The sequence below is a fragment of the Glycomyces niveus genome (genome assembly GCF_017592475.1).
Classification (GTDB): domain Bacteria; phylum Actinomycetota; class Actinomycetes; order Mycobacteriales; family Micromonosporaceae; genus Glycomyces; species Glycomyces niveus.
Window position 1 is genome coordinate 52,313 of record NZ_JAGFNP010000013.1, and the last position, 23,618, is coordinate 75,930.

The window sequence follows — 23,618 nt, forward strand, 5'->3', positions numbered from 1 at the left end:
AACATGACCAGTGCCCGTAAGCCGGTGGGCCGCGTGCGTTTCGTCGGGACCGGCCCAGGCGACCCGGGACTGCTGACCAAGCGCGCCCTCGACGCGATCCGCGAGGCCGACCGGGTCTACTACGACCGGTCCCTCCCGCAGTCGCTCATCGAGACCGCCAAGGAGCTCAACGGGGACGACTCCCGGATCAAGCTCATCGAGTCCTCCCCGAGCGACCAGGGCAAGCTCATGGCCGCCGCCGCGCGCGAGGGCGAGAACATCGCCCGCCTCATCGTCGGCGACGCGTACCCGAACCGGCTCGCCAAGGCCGAGATCAAGGCCGCCAGCGCCGAGCAGGCCCGCTTCGAGGTCATCCCGGGCATGAGCCACGCGCAGGCCGTCGCCGTGTACGCGGGCATGCCGCCCGGGGAGATCCGCACGGTCATCGACATCGACGACATCGCCTCCATCGAGCCGCTCATGATCGCCGACGCGATCAAGCGCGGCAGCCTCACCGTCACCGCCGACGTCTCCGACCTGTCGTCCCTGCGCGACATCCTGCTCGCGGGCGGCGTCTCCGGCGAGACCGCCGTGGCCGTCACCGGCGACGCGACCGGCGAGACCGAGTACACCACCACGTCCTCTGTGGACACGTTCGTGGAGGCCGCGCTCGGCTACGCCGGCCAGGTCGTGCTCACCATCGGCCCCGGCGTCGACGACCGCCACGAGCTCGCCTGGTGGGAGGGCCGCCCGCTCTACGGCTGGAAGGTCCTCATCCCCCGCACCAAGGAGCAGGCCGGCATCATGTCCGAGCGCCTGCGCGCCTACGGCGCCATCCCGTGCGAGGTCCCGACCATCGCCGTCGAACCGCCCCGCACCCCCGCCCAGATGGAGCGGGCCATCAAGGGCCTCGTCGACGGCCGCTACGCCTGGATCGTCTTCACCAGCCAGAACTCCGTGAAGGCCATCTGGGAGAAGTTCAAGGAGCACGGCCTCGACGCCCGCGCGTTCGGCGGCCTGCGCATCGCCTGCATCGGCGAGGCCACCGCGGACGCGGTGCGCGAGTTCGGCATCGAGCCCGAGCTCATCCCCACCGGCCAGCAGTCCTCCGAAGGCCTCCTCGAGGTCTTCCCGCCGCACGACCCGATCCTCGACATGGTCGGCCGGGTCCTCCTCCCGCGCGCGGACATCGCCACCGAGACCCTCGTGTCGGGCCTGACCGAGCGCGGCTGGGAGGTCGACGACGTCACCGCCTACCGCACCGTGCGCGCCTCGCCGCCCGCCGCGGACATCCGCGACGCCATCAAGTCCGGCGGCTTCGACGCGGTCCTGTTCACCTCGTCCTCCACCGTGCGCAACCTCGTCGGCATCGCCGGCAAGCCGCACCAGCGCACCGTCGTCGCCTGCATCGGCCCGGCCACCGCGGACACCGCGACCGAGTTCGGCCTGCGCGTCGACGCCAAGCCCGACAACGCCTCCGTCCCGGACCTCATCGAGGCCCTCGCGGAGTACGCCATGGAGCTCAAGCAGCGCCTGGCCGAAGGCCCGATCAAGACCCGGCGGGGCCAGAAGATCCAGGGCCCGACCGCCCTGCGGTTCCGTTGAGAGACGACGATTTAAGGAAGAAGTGGTCGCAGTGCCGAACAGTCCTGAGTTCCCGGTCATCCGCCCTCGGAGGCTGCGACGCACTGCGGCCCTTCGCCGTCTCACGGCCGAGACGCGCGTCCACCCGTCCGACCTCGTGCTGCCCGTCTTCGTCAAAGAGGGCCTGACCGAACCGGTCGAGATCGCCACCATGCCCGGCGTGTACCAGCACTCGGTGGACTCGGTCCGCAAGCTCGCGGTCGACGCCGCCCGCGCCGGACTCGGCGGGATCATGCCGTTCGCGGTCCCGCTGGTGCGCGACGCGATCGGTTCGGCCGCCACCGATCCGAACGGCATCCTCAACGTCACCACGCGGGCGATCAAGGAGGAGATCGGCGACGACCTCGTCGTCATCCCCGACCTCTGCCTCGACGAACTCACCGACCACGGCCACTGCGGCGTCCTGCGCCCCGACGGCTCCGTGGACAACGACGCGACCCTCGTCCGCTACGGCGAGATGGGCCTGGCGCTGGCCGAATCGGGCGCGGACCTGCTCGGCGCGTCGGGGATGATGGACGGCCAGATCGGTTACGTGCGTGCGGCATTGGACGCCGCGGGCCACACCGACACGGGCCTGCTCGCCTACGCGGTGAAGTACGCCAGCGCGTTCTACGGACCGTTCCGCGAGGCCGTCGAGTCGCAGCTCCAGGGCGACCGCCGCACCTACCAGCAGGATCCCGCGAACGCGGCCGAGGCGATCCACGAGCTCGAGCTCGACCTCGAGCAGGGCGCCGACATCGTCATGGTCAAGCCGGCCCTGCCGTACCTCGACATCCTGCGCACCGTCGCCGACCGGAGCCCGGTCCCCGTGGCCGCGTACCACATCAGCGGTGAATACGCCCAGATCGTGGCGGCGGCCGAGCGCGGCTGGATCAACCGCGAGGCGGCCATCATGGAGTCCCTGACCAGCATCAAGCGGGCCGGAGCCGGCATCATCGCCACCTACGCGGCGATGGAGGCGGCGGCCCTCCTCCGCTAGGAGCCCGCACCCCCGGCCGCTTCGAGCGCGCCTCGGTTCGTGTTTCCTTGCGCGCGTTCAGAAGTCGGCGTTGACGGTGACCGGTTCGGGGTGCAGGCGGACGCCGAAGTCCGCTTCCACCTTGTCGGCGACTGCCGTTGCGAGCGCGAGGAGTTCGGCCGCGGTGGCGCCGCCCCGGTTGGTGAGCGCCAGGGTGTGTTTCGTGGAGAGGCCGACGTTCCCTCTCCGGTAGCCCTTCTCGAAGCCCGCGGCGCCGATGAGCCACGCGGCCGAGACCTTGACCTTGCCGTCGGCCGTCTTCCAGTGCGGGGGTTCGCCTCCGGCCTTGTCGGCCAGCTCGTGGTAGACGTGCGCGCCGATGATCGGGTTGGTGAAGAACGAGCCGGCGCTCCAGGTGTCGTGGTCGTGCTCGTCGAGGACCATGCCCTTGCCGCGCCGCAGCTCCAGCACCGCATCGCGGACGAGGCCGAGCGGCGCCCGGTCGCCCACCTCCACCTCGAGGCGCTTCGCCAGCTCCGCGTACGCGATCGGCTGGGACGTCTCGGCCCGCTCGAGCCGGAAGTCGACGCTCAGCACCAGGTACCGGTCCGAGTGCTTGAAGACGCTGTGGCGGTAGGCGAACGCGCATTCGGCCGGGGTCCAGTCGCGGATCTCGTCGGCCTCGCGGTCCCAGACCCGCACCGCCTCGATGGTGTTCGCGACCTCCTGGCCGTACGCGCCCACGTTCTGGATCGGCGTCGCACCGGCCGAACCGGGGATGCCGCTCAGGCACTCCACGCCCGAGCAGCCGTGGGCGACGGTCCACGCGACGAACTCGTCCCACACGTGCCCGGCCTGGACCCGGACCAGCCCGTCGCCGGCCTCCTCCACGCCGCCGCCGCGCAGCACCACCACGGTGCCGTCGAAGCCCGCGTCGCCGATGACGACGTTCGAGCCGCCGCCGAGCACCAGGGTCGGCCCCTGCGCGCCGCGCAGCACCTCCACGGCCTCCTCCGAGGAGGCCGCCTCGATCAGTTCCCTGGCAGGACCCCCTATCCTCAGCGTCGTGTACTCGCTGAGTGATTTGCCCGGAATGCGGCTGTCGGCGGCCTGCTCGCGCGGTGTCGGACTGGCGTGTGTCACACCGGAAAGCCTAAGCTTTACGCAGGCTACGAGGAACGGCGGTCACCATGGCTAAGCTGCGCATCACCGACTACCTCACCGAGTTGAAGACCGAGGCCGCGGGCCTGCGCTCGGCGTGCGGACCCGACGTCCTCGACCGCATCGCGCCCTCCCGCCCCGACACCACCGTCGCCGGCATCCTCCTCGAACTCGCCCGCGAGTACCGCTGGGCCGTCGAAGCCCTCTTCACCCCTCCCCACCACGACGACGACCTCCCCCAGCCACCGCCCGTGACCGCCGCCGGCACCGCCGTACTCGACGTCTTCGACCAGGCCCTCGCCGCCGTCCTCGACGCCGTCGAGTCCCGCGGACCCGACTCGCCGGCCTGGACGTGGGCGCCCGTCGAATGGCGCGCCGAGTTCTGGCACCGGCGCGTCGCCGTCGCCACCGGCCTCGCCCGCTGGGACGTGCAGATGGCCGCGGGCGCGACCGCGCCCGTCCCCGCCGCCCTCGCCTCCGAGGCGATCAGCGAGGTGTTCGAGGCGTTTCTGCCCGTCGGCGCCCGCCGCGGCACCCACCCCGAAGCCACCGGCCTCGTGCAGCTGTTCGCCCAGGACGCCGATGCGACCTGGTTCGTGCGCCTGCGCGGCGGCCGCGTCGCCCTCCTCGACCAGCCCGACTCCCGCACGGAATTGCAGGCCCGCGCCGCGGGCTCGGCTTCGGACATCGCGCTGGCGCTGTGGGGCCGGCTGCCGTTCGGGATCTGCGATGTGGCCGGGGACGAGCGGCTGCTGCAGGCCCTGCGAGTGGAATAACGTTTCGGTAAACCTTCGCGGGAAACCGGACAAACGTTCGGCAGCGACTTGGCAAAGGCATTCCCGCGCGGCTAGGCTCACCACACGACCGCACGGTGCTGCGCATCACGCGTTCGTGTCGCAGCGCAGGGTCGCGCCGCCCCGGCGAAGTCCTGCTCTGTGATGGCTACAACCGCCTTTTACCACGGATCGTCTGGCACGTACCTGCCAGTGAAAGGGACAGAACATCATGGCAACAGTGACGTACGCGGGTGCTACGCGCATCTACCCGGGCACCGACAAGCCCGCCGTCGACAAGCTCGACATCGAGATCCAGGACGGCGAATTCCTCGTCCTCGTCGGCCCCTCCGGCTGCGGCAAGTCCACCTCCCTCCGGATGCTCGCCGGCCTCGAAGAGGTCGACGAAGGCTCGATCTTCATCAACGACACCGACGTGTCGAACCTCCCCCCGAAGTCCCGCGACATCGCGATGGTCTTCCAGAACTACGCGCTCTACCCGCACATGTCCGTCTTCGACAACATGGCGTTCGCCCTCAAGCTGCGCCGCATGCCGAAGGCCGAGATCAAGCAGCGCGTGGAAGAGGCCGCGAAGCTCCTCGACCTCACCGACTACCTCGGCCGCAAGCCGAAGGCCCTCTCCGGCGGCCAGCGCCAGCGCGTCGCCATGGGCCGCGCGATCGTGCGCGAGCCCCAGGTGTTCCTCATGGACGAGCCGCTGTCGAACCTCGACGCCAAGCTCCGCGTCCAGACCCGTTCGCAGATCGCCTCGCTCCAGAAGCGCCTCGGCATCACCACCGTCTACGTCACCCACGACCAGGTCGAGGCGTTGACGATGGGCCACCGCATCGCGGTCATGAAGGACGGCCTGCTGCAGCAGTGCGACACCCCGCGCACCCTGTACGACAAGCCGGGCAACACCTTCGTCGCGGGCTTCATCGGCTCCCCGTCGATGAACCTCAAGACCGTGTCCCTGACCGAGGCCGGCGGCCTCTTCGGCGACGTGACCCTCCCGCTCTCGCGCGAGGTCCGCGACGCCGCGACCCAGGACGGCGGCGACAAGCAGGTCACCATCGGCATCCGCCCCGAGCACTGCAAGCTCGGCTCGGAGTCCTCCGGCGGCATCCCGATCGAGGTCGACCTCGTCGAGGAGCTGGGCTCGGAGGCCTACGTGTACGGCCACGCCGCGTACAACGGCTCCTCGGAGCGGTTCGTCGTGCGCACCGAGTCGGCCAACGTCCCGCGTCTCGCCGAGACCGTGTACGTCGTGCCGGAGCCGGGCCACGAGCACGTCTTCCACGCCACCACCGGTGAGCGCCTGAACTAACGTGAAAGGGCCTGTAACGGCCCGATCGCAGCAGTACCTGAAGGGGCCGCGCGTCAGCGCGGCCCCTTTCCACATGCAAGCGCTTCGTGTCGATGCCGCAACACAGCGGCAACAACGCGGGCGCTACGGTGGTGGGTATGGCCACCCTCACTCCCCGTAGGCCACGGGTCGAAGGCGCAGACGAGTTCACCGTCGGCACCGGTTTCCACCGCGCCCTCGACGACGGCCGCCTCGAGTGCACCGTCTGCCCGCGGGCCTGCCGCCTGCGCGACGGCCAGCGCGGCCTGTGCTTCGTGCGTGCCCGACACGGCGACGAGATCGTCCTCACCTCGTACGGGCGCTCCTCGGGGTTCTGCATCGACCCGATCGAGAAGAAGCCTCTCAACCACTTCCTGCCCGGCACGCCCGTGCTCTCCTTCGGCACCGCCGGCTGCAACCTGGCCTGCCGTTTCTGCCAGAACTGGGACATCTCCAAGTCCCGCGAGATCGACACGCTCGCATCGGAGGCCGAGCCCGAGACGCTGGCCACGACCGCGAAGCGCCTGGGCTGCAGGTCGATCGCGTTCACCTACAATGACCCTACGGTGTTCCTCGAATACGCGGCCGACTGCGCGGACGCGGCCCGCGACGCCGGCCTCAAGGCCGTGGCCGTCTCGGCGGGGTACATCAGACCCGAAGCGCGCCGAGAGCTCTACGCGCACATGGACGCCGCGAACATCGACCTCAAGGCGTTCACCGAGGAGTTCTACCGCAAGATCGCGTTCGCTTCACTGAGGACTGTCCTCGATACACTCGAATACCTGGTGCACGGGACGGACGTGTGGACCGAGATCACCACGCTGCTGATCCCCGGCCACAACGACTCGGACGAGGAGATCGCGGCCGAATGCGACTGGATCGCGGCACACCTCGGCCCCGATGTGCCGCTGCACTTCACCGCGTTCCACCCGGACTTCAAGATGCGCGACGTGCCGCCGACTCCGGTCGCGACACTCCGCCGGGCCCGGCGGATCGCGCACGACGCGGGGCTCCGGCATGTCTACACCGGCAACGTGCACGACCCCGAAGGCCAGACCACGACCTGCTCGAGCTGTGGCGAAGCCCTCATAATGCGTGATTGGTACCGAATTGACCGGTATGCAGTGTCGGATAGCGGACACTGCAACGGTTGCGGCGCGTCCGTTCCCGGAGTTTTCGAGGGACCGGCGGGAGACTGGGGTCCCAAGCGGCAACCGATCCGCCTGGCCCCGCCGTCCAACAGACGAGCACCGGCACCAGACCACGCACAGGCTCACCGACCAGAGCCGCACCGACCATAGGAACCACCACCGGAAGACCTGCGATGCCTTCGATCAAGTCAGACACCGTACGGCCCACCGCCGTCGCCGGACGCTTCTACCCGGCCGACCCCGGGCAGCTCCGCGCCGACATCGAGCGACTGCTCGACGCCGCCGGCCCGGTCAGCGAACCGCTCGCCGCCGCCTACATCGCGCCGCACGCCGGATACCGCTACTCCGGCCCCGTCGCCGCCCAGGTCTACGCCCGCCTCGCCGCCCACCGCGGCCGCGTCAAGCGGGTCGTCCTCGTCGGACCCTCGCACCACTACCCGCTCCGCGGGCACGCCGCCGCGCCCTACGCGCGCTGGGAGACCCCGCTCGGGGAGGTGAACGTGGCCGCGACGCACGTGGTCGGCTCGTCGCGGCTCCCGCACGAGCACGAGCACTCGCTCGAAGTGCAGCTGCCGTTCCTGCAGGTCGCGCTCGGGCCGGACATCGAGGTCACGCCCGTCGCCTTCGGCATGGGCCTGACCCCGGACGGCGCCCGGCTCATCGCCGCGCTCCGCGAGGAGGCCGGGGAGGACGCCGTGGTCATCTGCTCCACGGACCTCTCCCACTACCACGACCAGGCGACCGCCGAGCGCCTCGACGCCGTCACCGCCGAGGCCATCCGCAGCCTGCGCCCGCGCGAGATCGCCCCGCAGCACGCCTGCGGCGTCTTCGCCCTGCGCGCCACGCTCGCCTGGGCCGACGCCACCGGCCGCCGCCCCCGCCAACTCGCCCTGGCCACCTCGGCCGACACCGTCGGCAGGCCCGACCGCGTCGTCGGCTACCCGGCCTTCGCCATCGAAAGGGCGATCCTGGCCGATTAGCGAGCGCGAAGACGTCTCGCATCCGAGATCATGTCGGACCCGTGTGGGACCGTGGTCGCATTTCTCTGGTTGGTAGGAGGCGGATGCGGGTGGGAAGGGGCACGCCCTACGGCCGCCGCCGGGCGCGCCGCGCCAGCGGCGCAGCCGCCCGCCGCACCCGCCCGCAGGGGCGGTGTGACACGGTGCGATGAGGGGAAACTCGCATGCTGTGCCGCGGGGGCGACCTCTACGCTTGGAGGCGTGACCGAGCACGAGCAGAACACCGACAGCGGCGACGACCTTCCCGAGCAGATGCAGATCCGGCGCGAGAAGCGCGCCGCCCTCCTCGCCGAAGGCAAGGAGCCCTACGCGCTCGGCTACCCGCGCACCCACACCCTCGCCGAGCTGCGCGAGCAGTTCGCCGGCCTCTCGGAGGACGGCGAGTCCTCCGGCGTCACGGTGGGCACCACCGGACGGGTGATCTTCGTCCGCACCGGCGGGAAGCTCTGCTTCGCCCGCCTGCGCGACGGCGACGGCACCGAGTTCCAGGTCATGATCTCCCTCGCCCAGGTCGGCGAGCAGGCCCTCGCGGACTGGAAGCGCCTGGTCGACATCGGCGACCACATCGGCGTCACCGGCGAGGTCATCACCTCCAAGCGCGGCGAGCTGTCGGTCATGGCCGACTCGTTCGACATCACCGGCAAGGCCCTGCGCCCGCTGCCCGTGGCGCACAAGCCGCTCGCCGAGGAGACCCGGGTCCGCCAGCGGTACGTGGACCTCATCGTGCGCCCGGAGGCGCGCGCGAACGCCCGCAACCGCGCGAAGGTCGTGCGCTCGCTGCGCGAGCAGCTCGACCACCGCGACTTCGTCGAGGTCGAGACCCCGATGATGCAGGTGCAGCCGGGCGGGGCGACCGCGCGGCCGTTCGTGACGCACATGAACGCGTACGACATGGACCTGTACATGCGCATCGCCCCCGAGCTCTATCTGAAAAGGTGCGTCGTCGGCGGCATCGACCGCGTATTCGAGATCAACCGGAACTTCCGCAACGAGGGCGCCGACTCGTCGCATTCGCCGGAGTTCGCGATGCTGGAGGCCTATCAGGCCTACGGCGACTACCGCACGATCGCGGGGTTGACGAAGTCGCTCATTCAAGGCGCGGCGCGTTCGGTGTTCGGCACTGAGACCGTGGAACTCGCGGACGGCACCCAGTACGATCTCGGCGGCGAGTGGGCCGAGATCACGCTCTTCGGGTCCCTTTCCGAAGCGCTCGGAGAAACAGTGACGGTGGACACGCCGCTGGAGACGCTGCGCGCTTACGCGGAGAAAGTCGAACTCGGCGTCGACCCCAAGTGGGGGGCCGGGAAACTCGCGGAGGAATTGTTCGAGCTGCTGGTCTCCGACCACATCACGGCGCCGACCTTCGTGTTCGACTACCCGGAGGAGACCTCCCCGCTCACGCGCGGTCACCGCACCACTCCCGGCCTCACCGAGAAATGGGACCTGTACGTGCGCGGCTTCGAACTCGCCACCGGCTATTCGGAGCTGATCGACCCGGTGATCCAGCGCGAGCGGCTGGAGGCGCAGGCCAGACTGGCCGCGAAGGGCGACGACGAGGCCATGGGCGTCGACGAGGACTTCCTGCGCGCGATGGAGTACGGCCTCCCGCCGCTGTGCGGGATGGGCATGGGAATCGACCGGTTGCTTATGGCGCTCACCGGACTCGGTATCCGAGAGACCATCCTCTTCCCGCTGGTGAAACCCGAATAGCAAAGCCAAAGGAACCGCGCCGGATGGCCGCCCTCTTTTTTCAAGGGCCCCTCCGGCGCGGTCCCTTTTCGCCCGGAACCCGGGAGTCCCGGGGCCCATTCGAGTGGGCAGGTGACCTGGACGGTAGCCGCGTATTCACAAATAGATGTGCCCACCCTCTTTCCCTTCGCTAATGGACTCGTATATGCTCTGGCACTAGCAAGACGGTTGTACCGGCAGCGGTGAGTCGCTACAGTTCGAGAGGAATTTGCCATGGCGAAGAAGACACAGGTCATCCTGATCGACGATATCGACGGCAGCAAGGCTGAGGAGACCGTCAAATTCGCTATCGACGGGCAGGCCTACGAGATCGACCTCTCGGCGGGACACGCCAAGGAACTGCGCGACGCTCTGGAGAAGTTCCAGGAGGCCGGCACCCGACTCGGCCGTTACAGCCTGGGCGCCCCCCGCGGCCCGGTCCGCGGCGCCGTGGCCCCCCGCCGCCAGACGGTCGACCGCGAGCAGAACAAGGCCATCCGCGAGTGGGCCGAGCGCAGCGGCAAGCGCGTCTCGCCCCGCGGCCGCATCCCGCAGGCGATCGTCGAGGAATACAACGCCGCGCACAACTAGTCCGGCCGCCGCGAACCGACTTCATGCCCGCTCCCCTCAGGGGGCGGGCATTTCGCGTACAGCGAACAAGGGCGGGGGCGTACCGCGAACAAGGACACCGGGCGTTCCGGGAAGAAGAGCGCAGTTCCTTGGACGATCGGGACCCCACTGCGTTCCAAAGCGCGGGACTTGTCGTACCCGTGCGGCACCATTGGGATTGCCGCGGCGGGGGCGCGGGTATTGCGCTCACAGCGAACCTGTTATCACCGGGAATGGTCGAAGAGGCACGCTTGTTGTCACCCACGTGGCACCCGTCGTCCGCGGACCCGGGAGATAAGGTGTACCCACAGGGTTTTGCAAGCCACGACCAGTAACGACGACAAGTAGCGGCGGACGCGAGGAGCAGAAGCGCATGTTTGAACGGTTTACGGACCGTGCCCGACGCGTGGTCGTCTTGGCTCAAGAAGAAGCCAGGATGCTCAACCACAACTACATCGGCACGGAACACATCCTGCTCGGCCTCATCCACGAGGGCGAGGGCGTGGCGGCGAAGGCCCTGGAGAGCCTGGGCATCTCCCTCGAAGGCGTCCGCCAGCAGGTCGAGGAGATCATCGGCCAGGGCCAGCAGGCCCCGTCCGGGCACATCCCCTTCACCCCGCGGGCGAAGAAGGTGCTCGAGCTGAGCCTGCGCGAGGCGCTGCAGCTCGGCCACAACTACATCGGCACCGAGCACATCCTGCTGGGCCTGATCCGCGAGGGCGAGGGCGTCGCCGCCCAGGTCCTCATCAAGCTCGGCGCGGACCTCAACCGCGTCCGCCAGCAGGTGCTGCAGCTGCTCTCGGGCTACCAGGGCAAGGAGCCCGCGGGCGCGACCTCGGGCGGAACCTCCCAGGAGGCGCAGCAGTCCGGTTCGCTCGTGCTCGACCAGTTCGGCCGCAACCTGACGCAGTCCGCGCGCGACGGCAAGCTCGACCCCGTGATCGGGCGCCAGCGCGAGATCGAACGCGTCATGCAGGTCCTGTCCCGCCGCACCAAGAACAACCCGGTGCTCATCGGCGAGCCCGGCGTCGGCAAGACCGCCGCCGTCGAGGGCCTGGCGCAGGCGATCAACAAGGGCGAGGTCCCCGAGACGCTGAAGGACAAGCAGCTCTACACGCTCGACCTCGGCGCCCTGGTGGCCGGCTCCCGGTACCGCGGCGACTTCGAGGAGCGCCTGAAGAAGGTGCTCAAAGAGATCAAGACCCGCGGCGACATCATCCTGTTCATCGACGAGATCCACACGCTCGTCGGCGCGGGCGCGGCCGAGGGCGCGATCGACGCGGCCTCGATCCTCAAGCCCATGCTGGCCCGCGGCGAGCTGCAGACCATCGGCGCGACCACCCTCGACGAGTACCGCAAGTACCTCGAGAAGGACGCCGCCCTGGAGCGCCGCTTCCAGCCGATCCAGGTGGCCGAGCCGTCCTTGGCGCACACCATCGAGATCCTCAAGGGCCTGCGGGACCGCTACGAGGCCCACCACCGCGTGTCCATCACGGACGGCGCCCTGGTGCAGGCCGCGACGCTCGCCGACCGGTACATCTCGGACCGGTTCCTGCCGGACAAGGCGATCGACCTCATCGACGAGGCGGGCGCGCGCATGCGCATCCGCCGGATGACCGCACCGCCGGACCTCCGCGAGATCGACGAGGAGATCGCGGAGACGCGCCGCCAGAAGGAGTCGGCGATCGACGCCCAGGACTTCGAGGCCGCCGCGCGCCTGCGCGACACCGAGAAGCGCCTCCACGAGAAGCGCGCCAAGCGCGAGCAGGAGTGGAAGGCCGGCGACCTGGACCAGGTCACCGAGGTCGACGAGGAGATGATCTCCGAGGTCCTCGCCAACTGGACCGGCATCCCGGTCTACAAGCTGACCGAGGAGGAGACCTCCCGCCTGCTGCGCATGGAGGAGGAGCTCCACAAGCGCATCATCGGCCAGGAGGACGCGGTCAAGGCCGTCTCCAAGGCGATCCGCCGCACCCGCGCCGGGCTCAAGGACCCGAAGCGGCCGTCCGGCTCGTTCATCTTCGCCGGCCCGTCCGGTGTGGGTAAGACCGAGCTGGCGAAGGCGCTCGCGGAGTTCCTGTTCGGCTCCGAGGACTCGCTGATCCAGCTGGACATGTCCGAGTTCCACGACCGCTACACGGTCTCGCGCCTCGTCGGTGCGCCTCCCGGCTACGTCGGCTACGACGAGGGCGGGCAGCTCACCGAGAAGGTCCGCAGGAAGCCGTTCAGCGTGGTCCTGTTCGACGAGATCGAGAAGGCCCACCCGGACGTGTTCAACACGCTCCTGCAGATCCTCGAGGACGGCCGCCTGACCGACGGCCAGGGCCGGATCGTGGACTTCAAGAACACGGTGCTGATCCTGACGACGAACCTCGGCACGAAGGATGTCGGCAAGGCCGTGTCGCTGGGCTTCCAGGCGGACGCGTCCGAGGGCGGCGACTACGACCGGATGAAGGAGAAGGTCTCGGAGGAGCTGAAGAACCACTTCCGCCCCGAGTTCCTGAACCGCATCGACGACACGATCGTGTTCCCGAAGCACACGCAGGAGGCGATCGTCGCGATCGTCGACCTCATGGTCAAGCGCATCGAGGACCAGCTCGCGAACCGCGACATGGCCCTGGAGCTCACGGACAACGCGAAGCTGTACCTGGGCCACAAGGGCTACGACCCGGTCATGGGCGCGCGGCCGCTGCGCCGCACGATCCAGCGCGAGATCGAGGACACGCTCTCGGAGAAGATCCTCTTCAACGAGTTCACCCCCGGTCAGATCGTGATCGTGGACGTCGACGGGGACCCGAAGGACGTCGAGAAGACGCACCTGACGTTCCGCGGCGCCGACAAGCCCGCGGGCGTGCCGGACACGCCGCCGGCGGAGCTCGCGGGCGAGCGGGCCCCGAAGAGCCCCGGAGCGGGCACGGGCACCATGCCGCCGAAGAGCCCGGGCGCCGGGCCGCGCGGCGGCCAGGTGGGCCAGGGCGGCGCCGCTTAACCGCGGAGCCTGACGCACGCAGACAGGGGCGGGACCGCACGGTCCCGCCCCTGCTGTGTACCCGCCCGAACGCGCCGACTCGTCCCCGCCCGAGGGCACGAAAAAAGCCGGAGCATTGTGCTCCGGCTTCCTTCAACTCCTGGTGGCGGAGGATAGGGGATTCGAACCCCTGAGAGCTTTCACTCAACACGCTTTCCAAGCGTGCGCACTAGGCCACTATGCGAATCCTCCGCCGAGTACCTTACCCGACGCCCCGAACCGCCTCCAACCGGGATGCGAGAGGTGACCTGCGTTGCATCAGGCCGCTGGGGGTGCTCCCGGTTCCGGAATCGCGCCCCGCGTGCGGTAGGCTGTTGGGCGTCTCCCATGCGGCGTCATCTTGTGAACCTCCCCAGGGCCGGAAGGCAGCAAGGATAAGCGGGCTCTGGCGGGTGCGTGGGGGACCCAGCCGCCTTAGCTCAGTCGGCAGAGCGATTCACTCGTAATGAATAGGTCGACGGTTCGATTCCGTCAGGCGGCTCAAAGCCGAAAGGCCCCGGTTCCCACCGGGGCCTTCGTCGTTCCCACGGCTCAATCCGGGGCGGCCGGGAGGGTCACCGTGACCGTGAGCCCGCCTTCGGGGCGGGCCGCGGCGGTCGCGTGGCCGGCGTGGGCGGTGGCGACGGCGCGGACGATGGAGAGGCCGAGGCCGGCGCCCTTGGAGGCGGTGGCGAGGCGCTCGGTGCCGAGACGGCGGAACGGCTCGAACAACCCCTCGACCTCGAAGGCGGGCACCACGGGCCCCGAGTTCGCGACCTCGAGGACGGCGGTGTCGCCGTCGCGGCGGGTCGTCACGCGCACCCAGCCGTCCGCGGCCGTGTTGTAGCGGATCGCGTTCTCGACGAGGTTCTGCGCCAGGCGCTCGAGCAGGACCGGCTCGCCCCGGGTCGGGGCCTCCTCGCAGTCCGCCGTCACCGCGACCCCGCCGGCGGGAGTCTGCGCGGCCACGTGCTCCGCGACGTCCGCAAGATCCATATAGGAGCGTTCGGCGAGTTCGCGGTCGGAGCGCATGAGCAGCAGCAGCCCCTCGATGAGCCGCTCGTGCCGCGCGTTCACCTCCAGCAGCGTCTCGCCCAGCAGCCGCACGTCCGCCGAAGCGTCCTTGCGGTGCACCGCCACCTCCAGCAGCGCCCGCGTCACCGTCAACGGCGTCCGCAGCTCATGCGAGGCGTTCGAGACGAACGCGCGCTGGCCGTCGAAGGAATGGTCGAGGCGCTCGAGCATCCGGTTGAACGTCTCGGCCAGGTCCCGCAGCTCGTCGCGCGGCCCGCTCACCTTGATCCGCTGGTGCAGGCCCTTGTCCGCCGCCGGGGACTCGGCGATCTGCGCGGCCGTGTCCGTGATCCGCTGCAACGGCCGCAGCATCCGCCCCGCGACCACCCACCCCAGCCCGAACGTGCCCATCCCCACCACCGCGAGCGCCTGTATCCCCTGGTTCCGGAGCGTGTCGAGCGCCTCCTGCCACAGCTTGCCCGTCGCGAAGATCCGCAGGTTCTGGCTCTGCACCAAAGGATCCTCATCGGGCAGCGGCACCTCCTCCCCGCTCTGCTTGAACCCCTGGAAGATCTGGTCCCCGTCCGGGATCGCCTGCTGCACCATGCTGTACGTCAACGCCAGCAGCAGCGCGCCGCCCGCGATGAACAACCCCCCGTACACCAGCGTCAACCGGGCCCGGAGCGTGAGCCTGATGCGCCCCACCTGCCGTGCCTTCACCTGATCCGGTACCCCACTCCCGGCTCCGTCAGGACCACGGGCGGCTCGCCGAGCTTCCGCCGCAGCTTCAGGATCGTCATCCGCACGGCCTGCGTGAACGGATCCGTGTGCTCGTCCCACGCCTTCTCCAGCAGCAGCTCCGCCGAAACGGGCGCGCCGTCCGCCCGCAGCAGCTCCGCGAGCACCGCGAACTCCTTGCGGGACAACGGCACATACCGGCCGTCCCGGAACACCTGGTGCAGATGCACGTCCAAGCTGATCCCGGCCCGTTCGAGCACCGGCGGCGCCGCCGCCCGCGCCCGCCGGCCCAGGGCCGCGACCCGCGCCGCGAGCTCCCGGAACGCGAACGGCTTCGGCAGATAATCGTCAGCGCCCAACGCGAGACCCGTCACCCGGTCGTCGACATCCGACGCCGCCGTCAACATGAGCACCCGCGTCTCCCCGTGCCCGGCGCTGATCGCCCGGCACACCTGGTCCCCGTGCACGCCCGGCAGGTCCCGGTCCAGGACGACCACGTCGTAGTCGTTCACCCCGAACCGCTCCAGCGCCGCCGCCCCGTCGAACGCGACGTCCACCGCATGCGCCTCACCCCGCAGCCACTCGGCCACGGCATCGGCGAGCAGCGGCTCGTCCTCCACCACCAGGATCCTCATGCCCCCATCATGGCCCGCCCGGTATTGCCGCGGCGTTGCCGCTTCGCCTTACGGCCGCGCAATGCCGCCGCGACTGTACTGGAGCCGCCGCCGGGACCTTCCCGGCAGCGACGAAAGGACAGAACCGCCATGCGGCGACACACGATCGCACTCCTCATAGGCCTGCTGGCCCTCGCAGCGGCCGCCTGCAGCAGCGAAGACGACGGCGGCGGCGGCGACGGCGGGGGCGGCGGCCCCGAAGACATGGAGCAGCAGGCGCTGGCCTACTCCGAGTGCATGCGGGACAACGGGATCGAGGAGTTCCCGGACCCGGATCTCGACGGCGAGGGGCGGATGGGGCTGTCCCTGCCGGAGGGACTCGATCCTGAGAGCGAGGAGTTCCAGGCCGCCGAGGACGCCTGCGAGGACCTCCGGCCGGGTCCGGGCGAGGACGCGACGATCGACCCCGCGATCTACGAGGCGCTGCTCGAGTACGCGGCGTGCATGCGCGAGAACGGCATCGAGTCGTTCCCCGACCCGGAGCCGAACGGCGGCATCATCATGAACGGCGACATGGGCTTCGACCCGCAGAGCGAGGAGTTCCAGCAGGCCGACGAGGCGTGCGCGGAGCTGCGGCCCGAGCGCGGCGACGGCCCCGAGACCGATGGCGGGGACGAGTGATGGCCCGCCAGCGCCGCAAGGGCGGCGCCGTCGTGGCCGCGGCCGCCGTCGCGGTCGCCGCCGCCGGGGCCGCCGCTGCGGCCCTCGGGTTCGATCCGCGGGCGTTCTTCGAGGAGGCCGAGGCGGGCGCGTCGCAGGAGACGCCGGCGACCGCGGAGGTCGAGCAGCAGACCTTGACCGAGACGGTCACGGTCGCCGGGGACCTCGGGTACGGGGACGTGATCGGCCTCGACTGCCTGCGTTCGGGGACGTTCACGGCCCTGCCGTCGGCGGGCGACGTGATCGGCCGCGGCGGTGAGCTGTACGCGGTCGACGACGAGCCGGTGACGCTCCTGTACGGGTCGCTGCCGGCGTATCGGACGCTCGCGTCGGGCGCCGAGGGCGCGGATGTGGAGCAGTTCGAGGAGAACCTCGCGGCGCTCGGCTATGAGGGGTTCACGGTGGACGGCGAGTACACGGACGCGACGGCCGAGGCGGTCGAGGCGTGGCAGGAGGACCTGGGTGTGACCGAGACGGGCGCGGTCGCGCTCGGCCAGGTCGTCTACGCGCCCGGGGAGGTCCGGGTGGACACGGTCGGCGTGGAGCCGGGCGACCCGGCGCAGCCGGGCTCGCCGGTCCTCGACTACACGGGCCTGGGAAAGGTCGTCACGGTCGAGGTCGAGTTGGAGGACCAGGAGCTGGTGGCGGTCGGCGCGGCCGTCGCGATCACGCTCCCGGACGGGACGGAGGCGACCGGCACGGTGGCGGACGCGGCGACGCTCGTGTCCGAGGAGGACGCGCAGAGCGGCACCGAGGCCACGACGTATCTGGAGGTGACGGTCGAGGCGGACGATCCGGCCGTGTTCGACGGGCTCGACCAGGCCGCGGTCGACGTGGGCTTCGCGGGCGACACCGCCGAGGACGTGCTCACGGTCCCGGTCGAGGCCCTGCTGGGCCTCTCGGGCGGCGGGTACGGGCTGGAGATCGCGACCGGGTCCGCGACCGAGGTGATCGCGGTGGAGACGGGCCTGTTCGCCGACGGGACCGTGGAAGTGAGCGGCGAGGGCCTCGAGGCGGGCATGGCCGTGGTGGTGCCCTCATGAGCGTCCTCGCCGGAGCCGCGGCGGCCGGTCCGGGGACGGGGCCGCGGCCGGTGGTCGAGCTCGACGGCGTCTCCAAGACCTATCCGGGCGGTGTGCGGGCGCTGCGCGGGGTCACGTTGCGGATCGACGCGGGGGAGATGTGCGCGATCGTCGGCCCGTCCGGTTCGGGCAAGTCGACGATGCTGCACCTCATCGGGACGCTCGACCGGCCCAGTGAGGGCACGGTCCGCATCGACGGGTTCGATGTGGCGCGGCTGCGCGACAAGCAGCTGTCCGCGCTGCGCGCCACCAGGATCGGGTTCGTGTTCCAGCAGTTCCACCTCGCGGTGGGGCAGCGGGTCCTCGACAACGTCGCGGACGGCCTGCTCTATTCGGGGCGGCGCTCCCCTGAGCGGCGGGCGCGCGCCGCGGCGGCCTTGGACCAGGTGGGGCTCGCGCACCGCTTGCACCACTTGCCGAACGAGCTGTCGGGCGGCGAGCGGCAGCGCGTGGCGGTGGCCCGCGCGATCGTGGGCGAGCCGGCGGTGCTCCTCGCCGACGAGCCGACGGGGAACCTCGACTCCGTGTCCGGCTCCGGCGTGATGCGGCTCCTCCACGAACTGCACGCGGCCGGGACCACGGTCGTGGTCATCACGCACGACCAGGACATCGCGAAGTCCCTGCCGCGGCAGGTCGCGATGCGCGACGGGGAGGTGGTCTGAATGGACGCGCCCCCCGATGAGCCCGGCGGAGCACCGCCGAGACCAACATCCCCATTGGACGGCGTGGAGGCGAAGCGGCGCAACGGTTCGCCGCGGATGCGGTCGCTCCGACCCGCACCCGCCGACGCCGTGAAGACGCTCAGGGCCGCGAGGATGCGCCCGGGCGACGTGCTCCGGGTCGGCGCGACCGGGCTGCGCACCCGCCCCTTGCGGGCGTGGCTGTCCGCGTTGGGCATCGCGATCGGGATCGCGGCGATGATCGCGGTCGTCGGCATCTCGTCGTCGAGCCGCGCCGAGCTCGACCGGCAGCTCGAGTCGCTGGGCACGAACCTGCTCACGGTCTCGCCGGGGACGTCGATGATGAGCGGCGAGGTCGGGGTCCTCCCGTACGAGGCGGTCGCGATGATCGCCCGGATCGGCCCGGTCGAGCGGGTCGCGGCGGTCGGCCAGGTGCCGGACGTGCACGTGTACCGCACCGACCGGATCCCGGAGGCGCAGTCCGGCGGCATGACCGTGTGCGCCGCCGAGCTGGGCATCCTCGGCACCGTGGGCGCCGAACTCGCCGACGGGGTGTGGCTGAACGAGGCCACGTCCCGGTACCCCGCGGTGGTGCTCGGCGCGAGCGCCGCCGAGCAGCTGGGGGTGACCGGCGCGGGCGTCGAGGTGTACCTCGGCGGGCAGTGGTTCTCGGTGGTGGGCGTCCTGGAGCCGGTGGTGCTCGCCCCGGAGCTCGACCTGACCGTGCTGGTCGGGTGGGCGGCCGCGGAGGCGTATCTCGGCTTCGACGGGCACGCGACCACGGTCTACACCCGCGCGCAGGACGCCTACGTGCTCGATGTGGCGGGCGTGCTGGCGGCGACGGCGGACCCGTCGGCGCCGGACGAGATGTCGGTGTCGCGGCCGTCGGACGCCCTCGAAGCGCAGCAGGCGGTGGACAGCGCGTTCACCGGGATGCTCCTGGGCCTGGGTGCGGTGGCGCTGCTCGTGGGCGGTGTCGGGGTCGCGAACACGATGGTGATCTCGGTCCTGGAGCGGCGCAGCGAGATCGGGCTGCGGCGGTCGCTGGGGGCGACGAAGGGACAGGTCCGCACCCAGTTCCTGGCGGAGTCGCTCCTGCTGAGCGCGCTGGGCGGCCTGGGCGGGGTGCTCATCGGGACCGTGGTCACGGTCGGGTACGCGTCCTCGCAGGGCTGGCCGGCGGTGGTCCCGTACTGGGCGAGCGCCGGCGGTGTGGCGGCGACGCTGTTCATCGGGGCGGTCGCGGGCCTGTACCCGGCGGTGCGGGCGTCGCGGCTGTCGCCGACGGAGGCCCTTGCCGCGCAGTGAACACGACGGCGGCCGCCCGGCGAAGGGGCGGCCGCCGTCCTATGCGGCTAGAGGTACTGGCGGAGGACCGGAGTCAGCAGGCCCGCGATCTTCGCGTGCCCGGCGTCGTGCGGGTGGACGTTGTCGCTCGTGTCGGTCGCCGGGTCGACCCAACCGCGCGTGTCGACGTAGTGGACCTTCGAGTCGCCCGCGTTGTTGCGGTTGGCGACCGCGTTCTGGACCTCCGTGAGCAGCCGCTCGCGGAAGACGCCCATCGCCAGGATCTCCGCGTTCGGGTACGACTGGCGGACCCGCTGCAGCATCGTGATGTAGTCCGCCTGGAACTGCGCCGCGGACACCTTGTTGTTGGTGCCCAGGTTGATCACGACGATGTCGGTCTCGTACGTGTTGAACTCCCACAGGTCGTTCGCGTCCTGGTTCGTGGTGCGCAGGAACCAGTCCATCATGCCGCGGCAGTCGGTCGGCGAGACGCACGCGCCGCCCTCGGCGACCTGCATGTGGGAGGCGCCGACCGCTTCGGCCGAGTTCCACGCGTACGTCGAGAAGGGACGGTTCGCGTTGGGCTGGCCGACGGTGATGGAGTCGCCGATGAACTCGATGTGCGTGCCGGGGCGGACGGTCGAGCTGGTCGCGCCGCCGGAGCCGAGGATGAACCCGCCGAAGGAGGGGTCGCCGGTGTAGGAGCCGGCGCGCTCGCGGAAGCCGATGCGGATGGTGTGGGTGCCGGAGAGGCCGCTCCTGACGGTGACGTTGCCCGAGACCGCGCGCATCCACGTCTCGGCGCCGCCGTCGATCGAGTACCACATGTCGATGGTGCCCCGGAGCTTCACGCCGATGGTGGCGCCGCTGAAGGCGGTCTCGACGTAGCCGCCGGCCCAGCCCATCTGGTACCAGGCGGCGTCGTCGCGGTCCCAGCGGCCGTAGAACTGGACGTTCGGGTCGGTGAGGGAGCCGTTCCCGGCGGCGCTCGAGCCGACGGGCACGAGCTTCCAGTGCTGGGTCTCCTCGTTGTTGCGGGTGTACTGGGAGACGCGGCTGCCGGCGGTGGTGGCCCGCTCCCAGTTGTCGAGGGCCTTGCCGGAGTTGCGGTTCACGAGTTCGACGCTGCCGTCGGACTGGGTGTTGACCTGCCACTGCTGGTTGGTGCCGTTGTTGTCGGACCACTGGACGATGTCGGCGCCGTTCGCGGTGGACTTGGCGTAGACGTCGAGTACCTGATTCGAGTGCCGGGCCTGGATCCGGTAGTAGCCGCCGCCCGAGTCCACGAAGCGGAACTGCTGGTTGGTGGCGCTGGAGGCGGTGGCGAGCACGGACTTGGCGCCCGCGGTCGTCGAGCCGCTCTCGATGCTGACGGCGAGGCCGGAGTAGTCGTTGACGATCCGGTACCAGACGTTGGTCTCGACGGCGGCGGCCGGCGCGGCGGTGAGGGCGGTGAGGCCCGCGGCGGCGCAGACGGCGACGACGGCCGCGGCGAGCCAGCGGACCAGCGGGCGGCGGGGTGGAGCGGGAGCGCGCAAGGGGGAACTCCTTAGATTGAAACGTTTAAATGTCTTGCTACCGTTGTAGGATACCGCTTACACGTGAGCGGGGCCACCCCTCGATACGCCCGAAATCAACGAGTTCGCGACACCACCCGACAACGTCGCCCAACACCACCCGACAACCCCGGACCCGACCTGAACCCGCCCCCGCCCCGCCCGCTGTGCCCCCCGCACCAACTCCACCGGTCGCGCCGCCGAATGTCAGACCCACGCCGTACCCTGACAAGGACCGATACGCCCGGCCAGCAGGAGGAAGACGTGGCACTCGCGCTGTACCGCAAATACCGGCCGCAGACCTTCGCCGAGGTCGTCGGCCAAGAACACGTCACCGAACCCCTCATCAACGCCATCCGCGCCGGCCGCCTCAACCACGCCTACCTCTTCTCAGGCCCCCGCGGCTGCGGCAAGACCTCCTCCGCCCGCATCCTCGCCCGCTCCCTCAACTGCGCCCAAGGCCCCACCCCCGAACCCTGCGGCGAATGCCGCTCCTGCAAAGCCCTCGCCGCAGACGGCCACGGCTCCGTCGACGTCATCGAAATCGACGCCGCCAGCCACGGCGGCGTCGACGACGCCCGCGAACTGCGCGAACGCGCCGTCTTCGCCCCCGTCGACTCCCGCTTCAAGATCTACATCATCGACGAAGCCCACATGGTCACCGCCGCAGGCTTCAACGCCCTCCTCAAACTCGTCGAAGAACCCCCCGAATACGTCCTCTTCATCTTCGCCACCACCGAACCCGACAAAGTCCTCCCCACCATCCGCTCCCGCACCCACCACTACCCCTTCCGCCTCATCGCCCCACCCGCCATGCGCGACCTCTGCCGCCGCCTCTGCGACGAAGAAGGCGCCATCGTCGCCGACGACGTCCTCCCCCTCGTCGTCCGCGCCGGCGGCGGCTCCGCCCGCGACACCCTCTCCGTCCTCGACCAGCTCATCGCCGGCGCCGGACCCGAAGGCGTCACCTACGAACGCGCCGCCGCCCTCCTCGGCGTCACCGACGCCGGCCTCCTCGACGAAATGTGCGAAGCCTTCGCCGCCGCCGACGGCCGTGCCGTCATGGAAGTCGTCGAACGCGTCGTCGAAGGCGGCCACGACCCCCGCCGCTTCGCCGGCGACCTCCTCGAACGCCTCCGCGACCTCATCGTCCTCCACCAAGTCCCCGACGCCGGCACCACCGGCCTCGTCGACGCCCCCACCGACCAGCTCGCCAAGATGACCAGCCAGGCCACCCGCATGGGCACCTCCACCCTCACCCGCATGGCCGAAGTCATCGCCGCCGGCCTCGCCGGCATGCGCGGCGCCACCGCCCCCCGCCTCCTCCTCGAACTCGCCTGCGTCCGCGCCATCCTCCCCGGCTCCGACGAATCCATGGCCGGACTCACCCAGCGCCTCGAAACCCTCGAACAACGCGCCGCCGGAGCCGCCTTCGCCGCCCCGGTCCGCGACCTCCCTGTGTCCAGCGGCCCTCCCGCCGCCGCCCGCGCCGCGCTGGCGAAGGCCGCCGAGCCCGCCCCGGTCGAGGAAGCCGCCGCTCCGGCGGCCGTCCCGCCGTGGGAAGACGAAGTCGAGCAGGCCAAACCCGCTGCGGCCGCACCGGAACCGGTGGCGGCGGCCCCGGCTCCCGCCCCCGCGGACGACTGGGCCGACGCCGAACCGTTCCCCGCAACGGAGTCCGCATACACGCCGCCCGCCGACGCCGGGGGCGTGACCGCCGCTTCGATCCGGCGCCAGTGGGACCGGATCATGATGGCGGTCAAGGACAAGAAGCGCACTACGGCGGCGCTGCTGCAGGACGCGACGATCGCCGACGCCACCGACAACGAGGTGGTGCTCGCGTTCAAGCACGCCTTCCACGCCGAGAACCTGCAGAAGGAGCCCGCGTACGGCATCGTCGTGGGCGTCTTCAACGAGGTGCTGGGCGGCAGCTGGAAGATCCGGTGCGAGGTGGGGGAGGCCGGGAGCCTCCCAAAAGCGGCCACGGGACCGGCGCCTAGCCCGGCGCCGAGCCGCCCCGCGCCCGCCGCGGCTCCGAGCGCCAGCCCGCAGGCCGCCCCGGCCCGCCAGGCCACCGCACCCGCCGCGGAGTCCTTCGAGGAGCCTCCGGCCGATGACTTCGACGAACCGAGCGCGGACGACCCGGTGGCCCCGGGCGGCTTCGGCACGAGCGAGGAGCAGGCCGTCAAACTCCTGACGACCGCCTTCAGCGCCAAGCAGATCGCTTAGGCACCCCTCGCAATAGTTATCCACAGGCAAGAAACTCATCGTTGCCGCTCTGCAACCGGCCGTGACATCGTTGAGGCATGCGCCGAACAACCGCCATCACCAGCCACTCGACCACGAAGGTCCACAAGGCTGCGGTGCGCGCTGCATCACTTCCTATCGGAGTTGTCCACAGGCGGGAACTTGCTGTTGTCGAGCAATTTCGAAGCGTGTCAGCCTTGAGACAAAAACGCCATCGGGCATCAGCGGGATGGCGGCGACAGAAGGGGATTCGCGAACGTCGCCATACCGAGGTCGCGCGCGGGAAGCCACCCGCGCGCGGCCCCC

At 70.5% G+C, this 23,618-nt stretch carries 17 protein-coding genes, 2 tRNA genes, 1 other RNA gene and 1 pseudogene; 16 read left to right on the forward strand and 5 right to left on the reverse strand.

The window, feature by feature from the left end; all coding sequences use genetic code 11:
• Window positions 1–3: 3 nt before the first annotated feature.
• Window positions 4–1,584 carry a bifunctional uroporphyrinogen-III C-methyltransferase/uroporphyrinogen-III synthase gene (locus J5V16_RS20060; RefSeq protein ID WP_208498763.1) on the forward strand — a complete coding sequence of 527 codons (1,581 nt, stop codon included), beginning with the start codon at window positions 4–6 and terminating at the stop codon, window positions 1,582–1,584.
• Between the two features lie 31 nt (window positions 1,585–1,615).
• Complete coding sequence (gene hemB / locus J5V16_RS20065; RefSeq protein ID WP_208498764.1) at window positions 1,616–2,602, forward strand: porphobilinogen synthase; 987 nt, start codon at window positions 1,616–1,618, stop codon at window positions 2,600–2,602.
• A 57-nt stretch (window positions 2,603–2,659) separates the two neighbouring features.
• Here hemB and J5V16_RS20070 read toward each other — a convergent pair whose 3' ends face one another.
• Complete coding sequence (locus J5V16_RS20070) at window positions 2,660–3,724, reverse strand: UDP-N-acetylmuramate dehydrogenase (RefSeq protein ID WP_307793025.1); 1,065 nt, start codon at window positions 3,722–3,724, stop codon at window positions 2,660–2,662.
• Between the two features lie 47 nt (window positions 3,725–3,771).
• Here J5V16_RS20070 and J5V16_RS20075 point away from each other — a divergent pair, with 47 nt between their 5' ends.
• From J5V16_RS20075 to J5V16_RS20105, 7 genes and pseudogenes are all read left to right on the forward strand, one after another.
• Window positions 3,772–4,518 carry a hypothetical protein gene (locus J5V16_RS20075; RefSeq protein WP_208498765.1) on the forward strand — a complete coding sequence of 249 codons (747 nt, stop codon included), beginning with the start codon at window positions 3,772–3,774 and terminating at the stop codon, window positions 4,516–4,518.
• Window positions 4,519–4,747: 229 nt separating this feature from the next.
• Entirely contained in the window at window positions 4,748–5,842 is a 1,095-nt protein-coding gene (locus tag J5V16_RS20080) for an ABC transporter ATP-binding protein (RefSeq protein WP_208498766.1), read from the forward strand.
• A 137-nt stretch (window positions 5,843–5,979) separates the two neighbouring features.
• Window positions 5,980–7,161, forward strand: a complete 1,182-nt coding sequence (amrS, locus tag J5V16_RS20085; protein WP_208498767.1) for an AmmeMemoRadiSam system radical SAM enzyme — start codon at window positions 5,980–5,982, stop codon at window positions 7,159–7,161.
• A 23-nt stretch (window positions 7,162–7,184) separates the two neighbouring features.
• Complete coding sequence (gene amrB / locus J5V16_RS20090; RefSeq protein ID WP_208498768.1) at window positions 7,185–7,991, forward strand: AmmeMemoRadiSam system protein B; 807 nt, start codon at window positions 7,185–7,187, stop codon at window positions 7,989–7,991.
• 291 nt (window positions 7,992–8,282) lie between these two features.
• Window positions 8,283–9,740, forward strand: coding sequence for a lysine--tRNA ligase (gene lysS, locus J5V16_RS20095; RefSeq protein ID WP_208498867.1), 1,458 nt, complete (start codon window positions 8,283–8,285; stop codon window positions 9,738–9,740).
• A gap of 252 nt (window positions 9,741–9,992) precedes the next feature.
• Complete coding sequence (locus tag J5V16_RS20100) at window positions 9,993–10,349, forward strand: histone-like nucleoid-structuring protein Lsr2 (protein WP_208498769.1); 357 nt, start codon at window positions 9,993–9,995, stop codon at window positions 10,347–10,349.
• A gap of 391 nt (window positions 10,350–10,740) precedes the next feature.
• Window positions 10,741–13,251 (forward strand): annotated as a pseudogene (locus J5V16_RS20105) (ATP-dependent Clp protease ATP-binding subunit); the annotation flags it as partial.
• A gap of 248 nt (window positions 13,252–13,499) precedes the next feature.
• Here J5V16_RS20105 and J5V16_RS20110 read toward each other — a convergent pair.
• Window positions 13,500–13,587: transfer RNA gene (locus tag J5V16_RS20110), tRNA-Ser, on the reverse strand.
• A 125-nt stretch (window positions 13,588–13,712) separates the two neighbouring features.
• Between J5V16_RS20110 and ffs the strand changes: the two genes are divergently transcribed.
• Window positions 13,713–13,806, forward strand: an RNA gene (ffs, locus tag J5V16_RS20115) — signal recognition particle sRNA small type.
• A tRNA-Thr gene (locus J5V16_RS20120) sits at window positions 13,804–13,876 on the forward strand. Before ffs ends, J5V16_RS20120 begins: the two co-directional genes overlap by 3 nt.
• Window positions 13,877–13,926: 50 nt before the next feature.
• Here the strand turns inward: J5V16_RS20120 and J5V16_RS20125 are convergent.
• Together J5V16_RS20125 and J5V16_RS20130 are read right to left on the reverse strand one after the other, a co-directional pair.
• Window positions 13,927–15,093 (reverse strand): sensor histidine kinase, encoded by a 1,167-nt coding sequence (locus J5V16_RS20125; protein WP_307793027.1) that lies wholly within the window; start codon window positions 15,091–15,093, stop codon window positions 13,927–13,929.
• 11 nt (window positions 15,094–15,104) lie between these two features.
• The gene (locus J5V16_RS20130) at window positions 15,105–15,761 is read right to left on the reverse strand and encodes a response regulator transcription factor (protein ID WP_208498772.1); all 657 of its coding nucleotides are present in this window, start codon (window positions 15,759–15,761) and stop codon (window positions 15,105–15,107) included.
• Between the two features lie 129 nt (window positions 15,762–15,890).
• On the opposite strand from J5V16_RS20130, the gene J5V16_RS20135 reads away from it, so the two are divergent.
• The 4 genes from J5V16_RS20135 to J5V16_RS20150 all read left to right on the forward strand — a co-directional run bounded on the left by J5V16_RS20135 (window position 15,891) and on the right by J5V16_RS20150 (window position 19,530).
• Window positions 15,891–16,421 carry a hypothetical protein gene (locus J5V16_RS20135; protein ID WP_208498773.1) on the forward strand — a complete coding sequence of 177 codons (531 nt, stop codon included), beginning with the start codon at window positions 15,891–15,893 and terminating at the stop codon, window positions 16,419–16,421.
• Entirely contained in the window at window positions 16,421–17,503 is a 1,083-nt protein-coding gene (locus J5V16_RS20140; protein WP_208498774.1) for a peptidoglycan-binding protein, read from the forward strand. Before J5V16_RS20135 ends, J5V16_RS20140 begins: the two co-directional genes overlap by 1 nt.
• Entirely contained in the window at window positions 17,500–18,204 is a 705-nt protein-coding gene (locus J5V16_RS20145) for an ABC transporter ATP-binding protein (protein ID WP_208498775.1), read from the forward strand. Before J5V16_RS20140 ends, J5V16_RS20145 begins: the two co-directional genes overlap by 4 nt.
• A gap of 96 nt (window positions 18,205–18,300) precedes the next feature.
• Window positions 18,301–19,530, forward strand: coding sequence for an ABC transporter permease (locus J5V16_RS20150; RefSeq protein WP_208498776.1), 1,230 nt, complete (start codon window positions 18,301–18,303; stop codon window positions 19,528–19,530).
• Window positions 19,531–19,577: 47 nt separating this feature from the next.
• On the opposite strand, the gene J5V16_RS20155 is transcribed toward J5V16_RS20150, so the two are convergent.
• Window positions 19,578–21,047 (reverse strand): RICIN domain-containing protein, encoded by a 1,470-nt coding sequence (locus J5V16_RS20155; protein WP_208498777.1) that lies wholly within the window; start codon window positions 21,045–21,047, stop codon window positions 19,578–19,580.
• A gap of 282 nt (window positions 21,048–21,329) precedes the next feature.
• Between J5V16_RS20155 and J5V16_RS20160 the strand changes: the two genes are divergently transcribed.
• Entirely contained in the window at window positions 21,330–23,294 is a 1,965-nt protein-coding gene (locus J5V16_RS20160; RefSeq protein WP_208498778.1) for a DNA polymerase III subunit gamma and tau, read from the forward strand.
• Window positions 23,295–23,618 lie beyond the last annotated feature (324 nt).

Bases quoted from the DNA above. Each gene is read 5' to 3' on its own strand.
- J5V16_RS20130 (WP_208498772.1), bottom strand. From the start codon at position 15,761: ATGAGGATCCTGGTGGTGGAGGACGAGCCGCTGCTCGCCGATGCCGTG.
- J5V16_RS20145 (WP_208498775.1), top strand. From the start codon at position 17,500: ATGAGCGTCCTCGCCGGAGCCGCGGCGGCCGGTCCGGGGACGGGGCCG.
- J5V16_RS20135 (WP_208498773.1), top strand. From the start codon at position 15,891: ATGCGGCGACACACGATCGCACTCCTCATAGGCCTGCTGGCCCTCGCA.
- J5V16_RS20150 (WP_208498776.1), top strand. From the start codon at position 18,301: ATGCGGTCGCTCCGACCCGCACCCGCCGACGCCGTGAAGACGCTCAGG.
- J5V16_RS20140 (WP_208498774.1), top strand. From the start codon at position 16,421: ATGGCCCGCCAGCGCCGCAAGGGCGGCGCCGTCGTGGCCGCGGCCGCC.
- J5V16_RS20060 (WP_208498763.1), top strand. From the start codon at position 4: ATGACCAGTGCCCGTAAGCCGGTGGGCCGCGTGCGTTTCGTCGGGACC.
- J5V16_RS20075 (WP_208498765.1), top strand. From the start codon at position 3,772: ATGGCTAAGCTGCGCATCACCGACTACCTCACCGAGTTGAAGACCGAG.
- J5V16_RS20080 (WP_208498766.1), top strand. From the start codon at position 4,748: ATGGCAACAGTGACGTACGCGGGTGCTACGCGCATCTACCCGGGCACC.
- J5V16_RS20100 (WP_208498769.1), top strand. From the start codon at position 9,993: ATGGCGAAGAAGACACAGGTCATCCTGATCGACGATATCGACGGCAGC.
- lysS (WP_208498867.1), top strand. From the start codon at position 8,283: ATGCAGATCCGGCGCGAGAAGCGCGCCGCCCTCCTCGCCGAAGGCAAG.
- amrB (WP_208498768.1), top strand. From the start codon at position 7,185: ATGCCTTCGATCAAGTCAGACACCGTACGGCCCACCGCCGTCGCCGGA.
- amrS (WP_208498767.1), top strand. From the start codon at position 5,980: ATGGCCACCCTCACTCCCCGTAGGCCACGGGTCGAAGGCGCAGACGAG.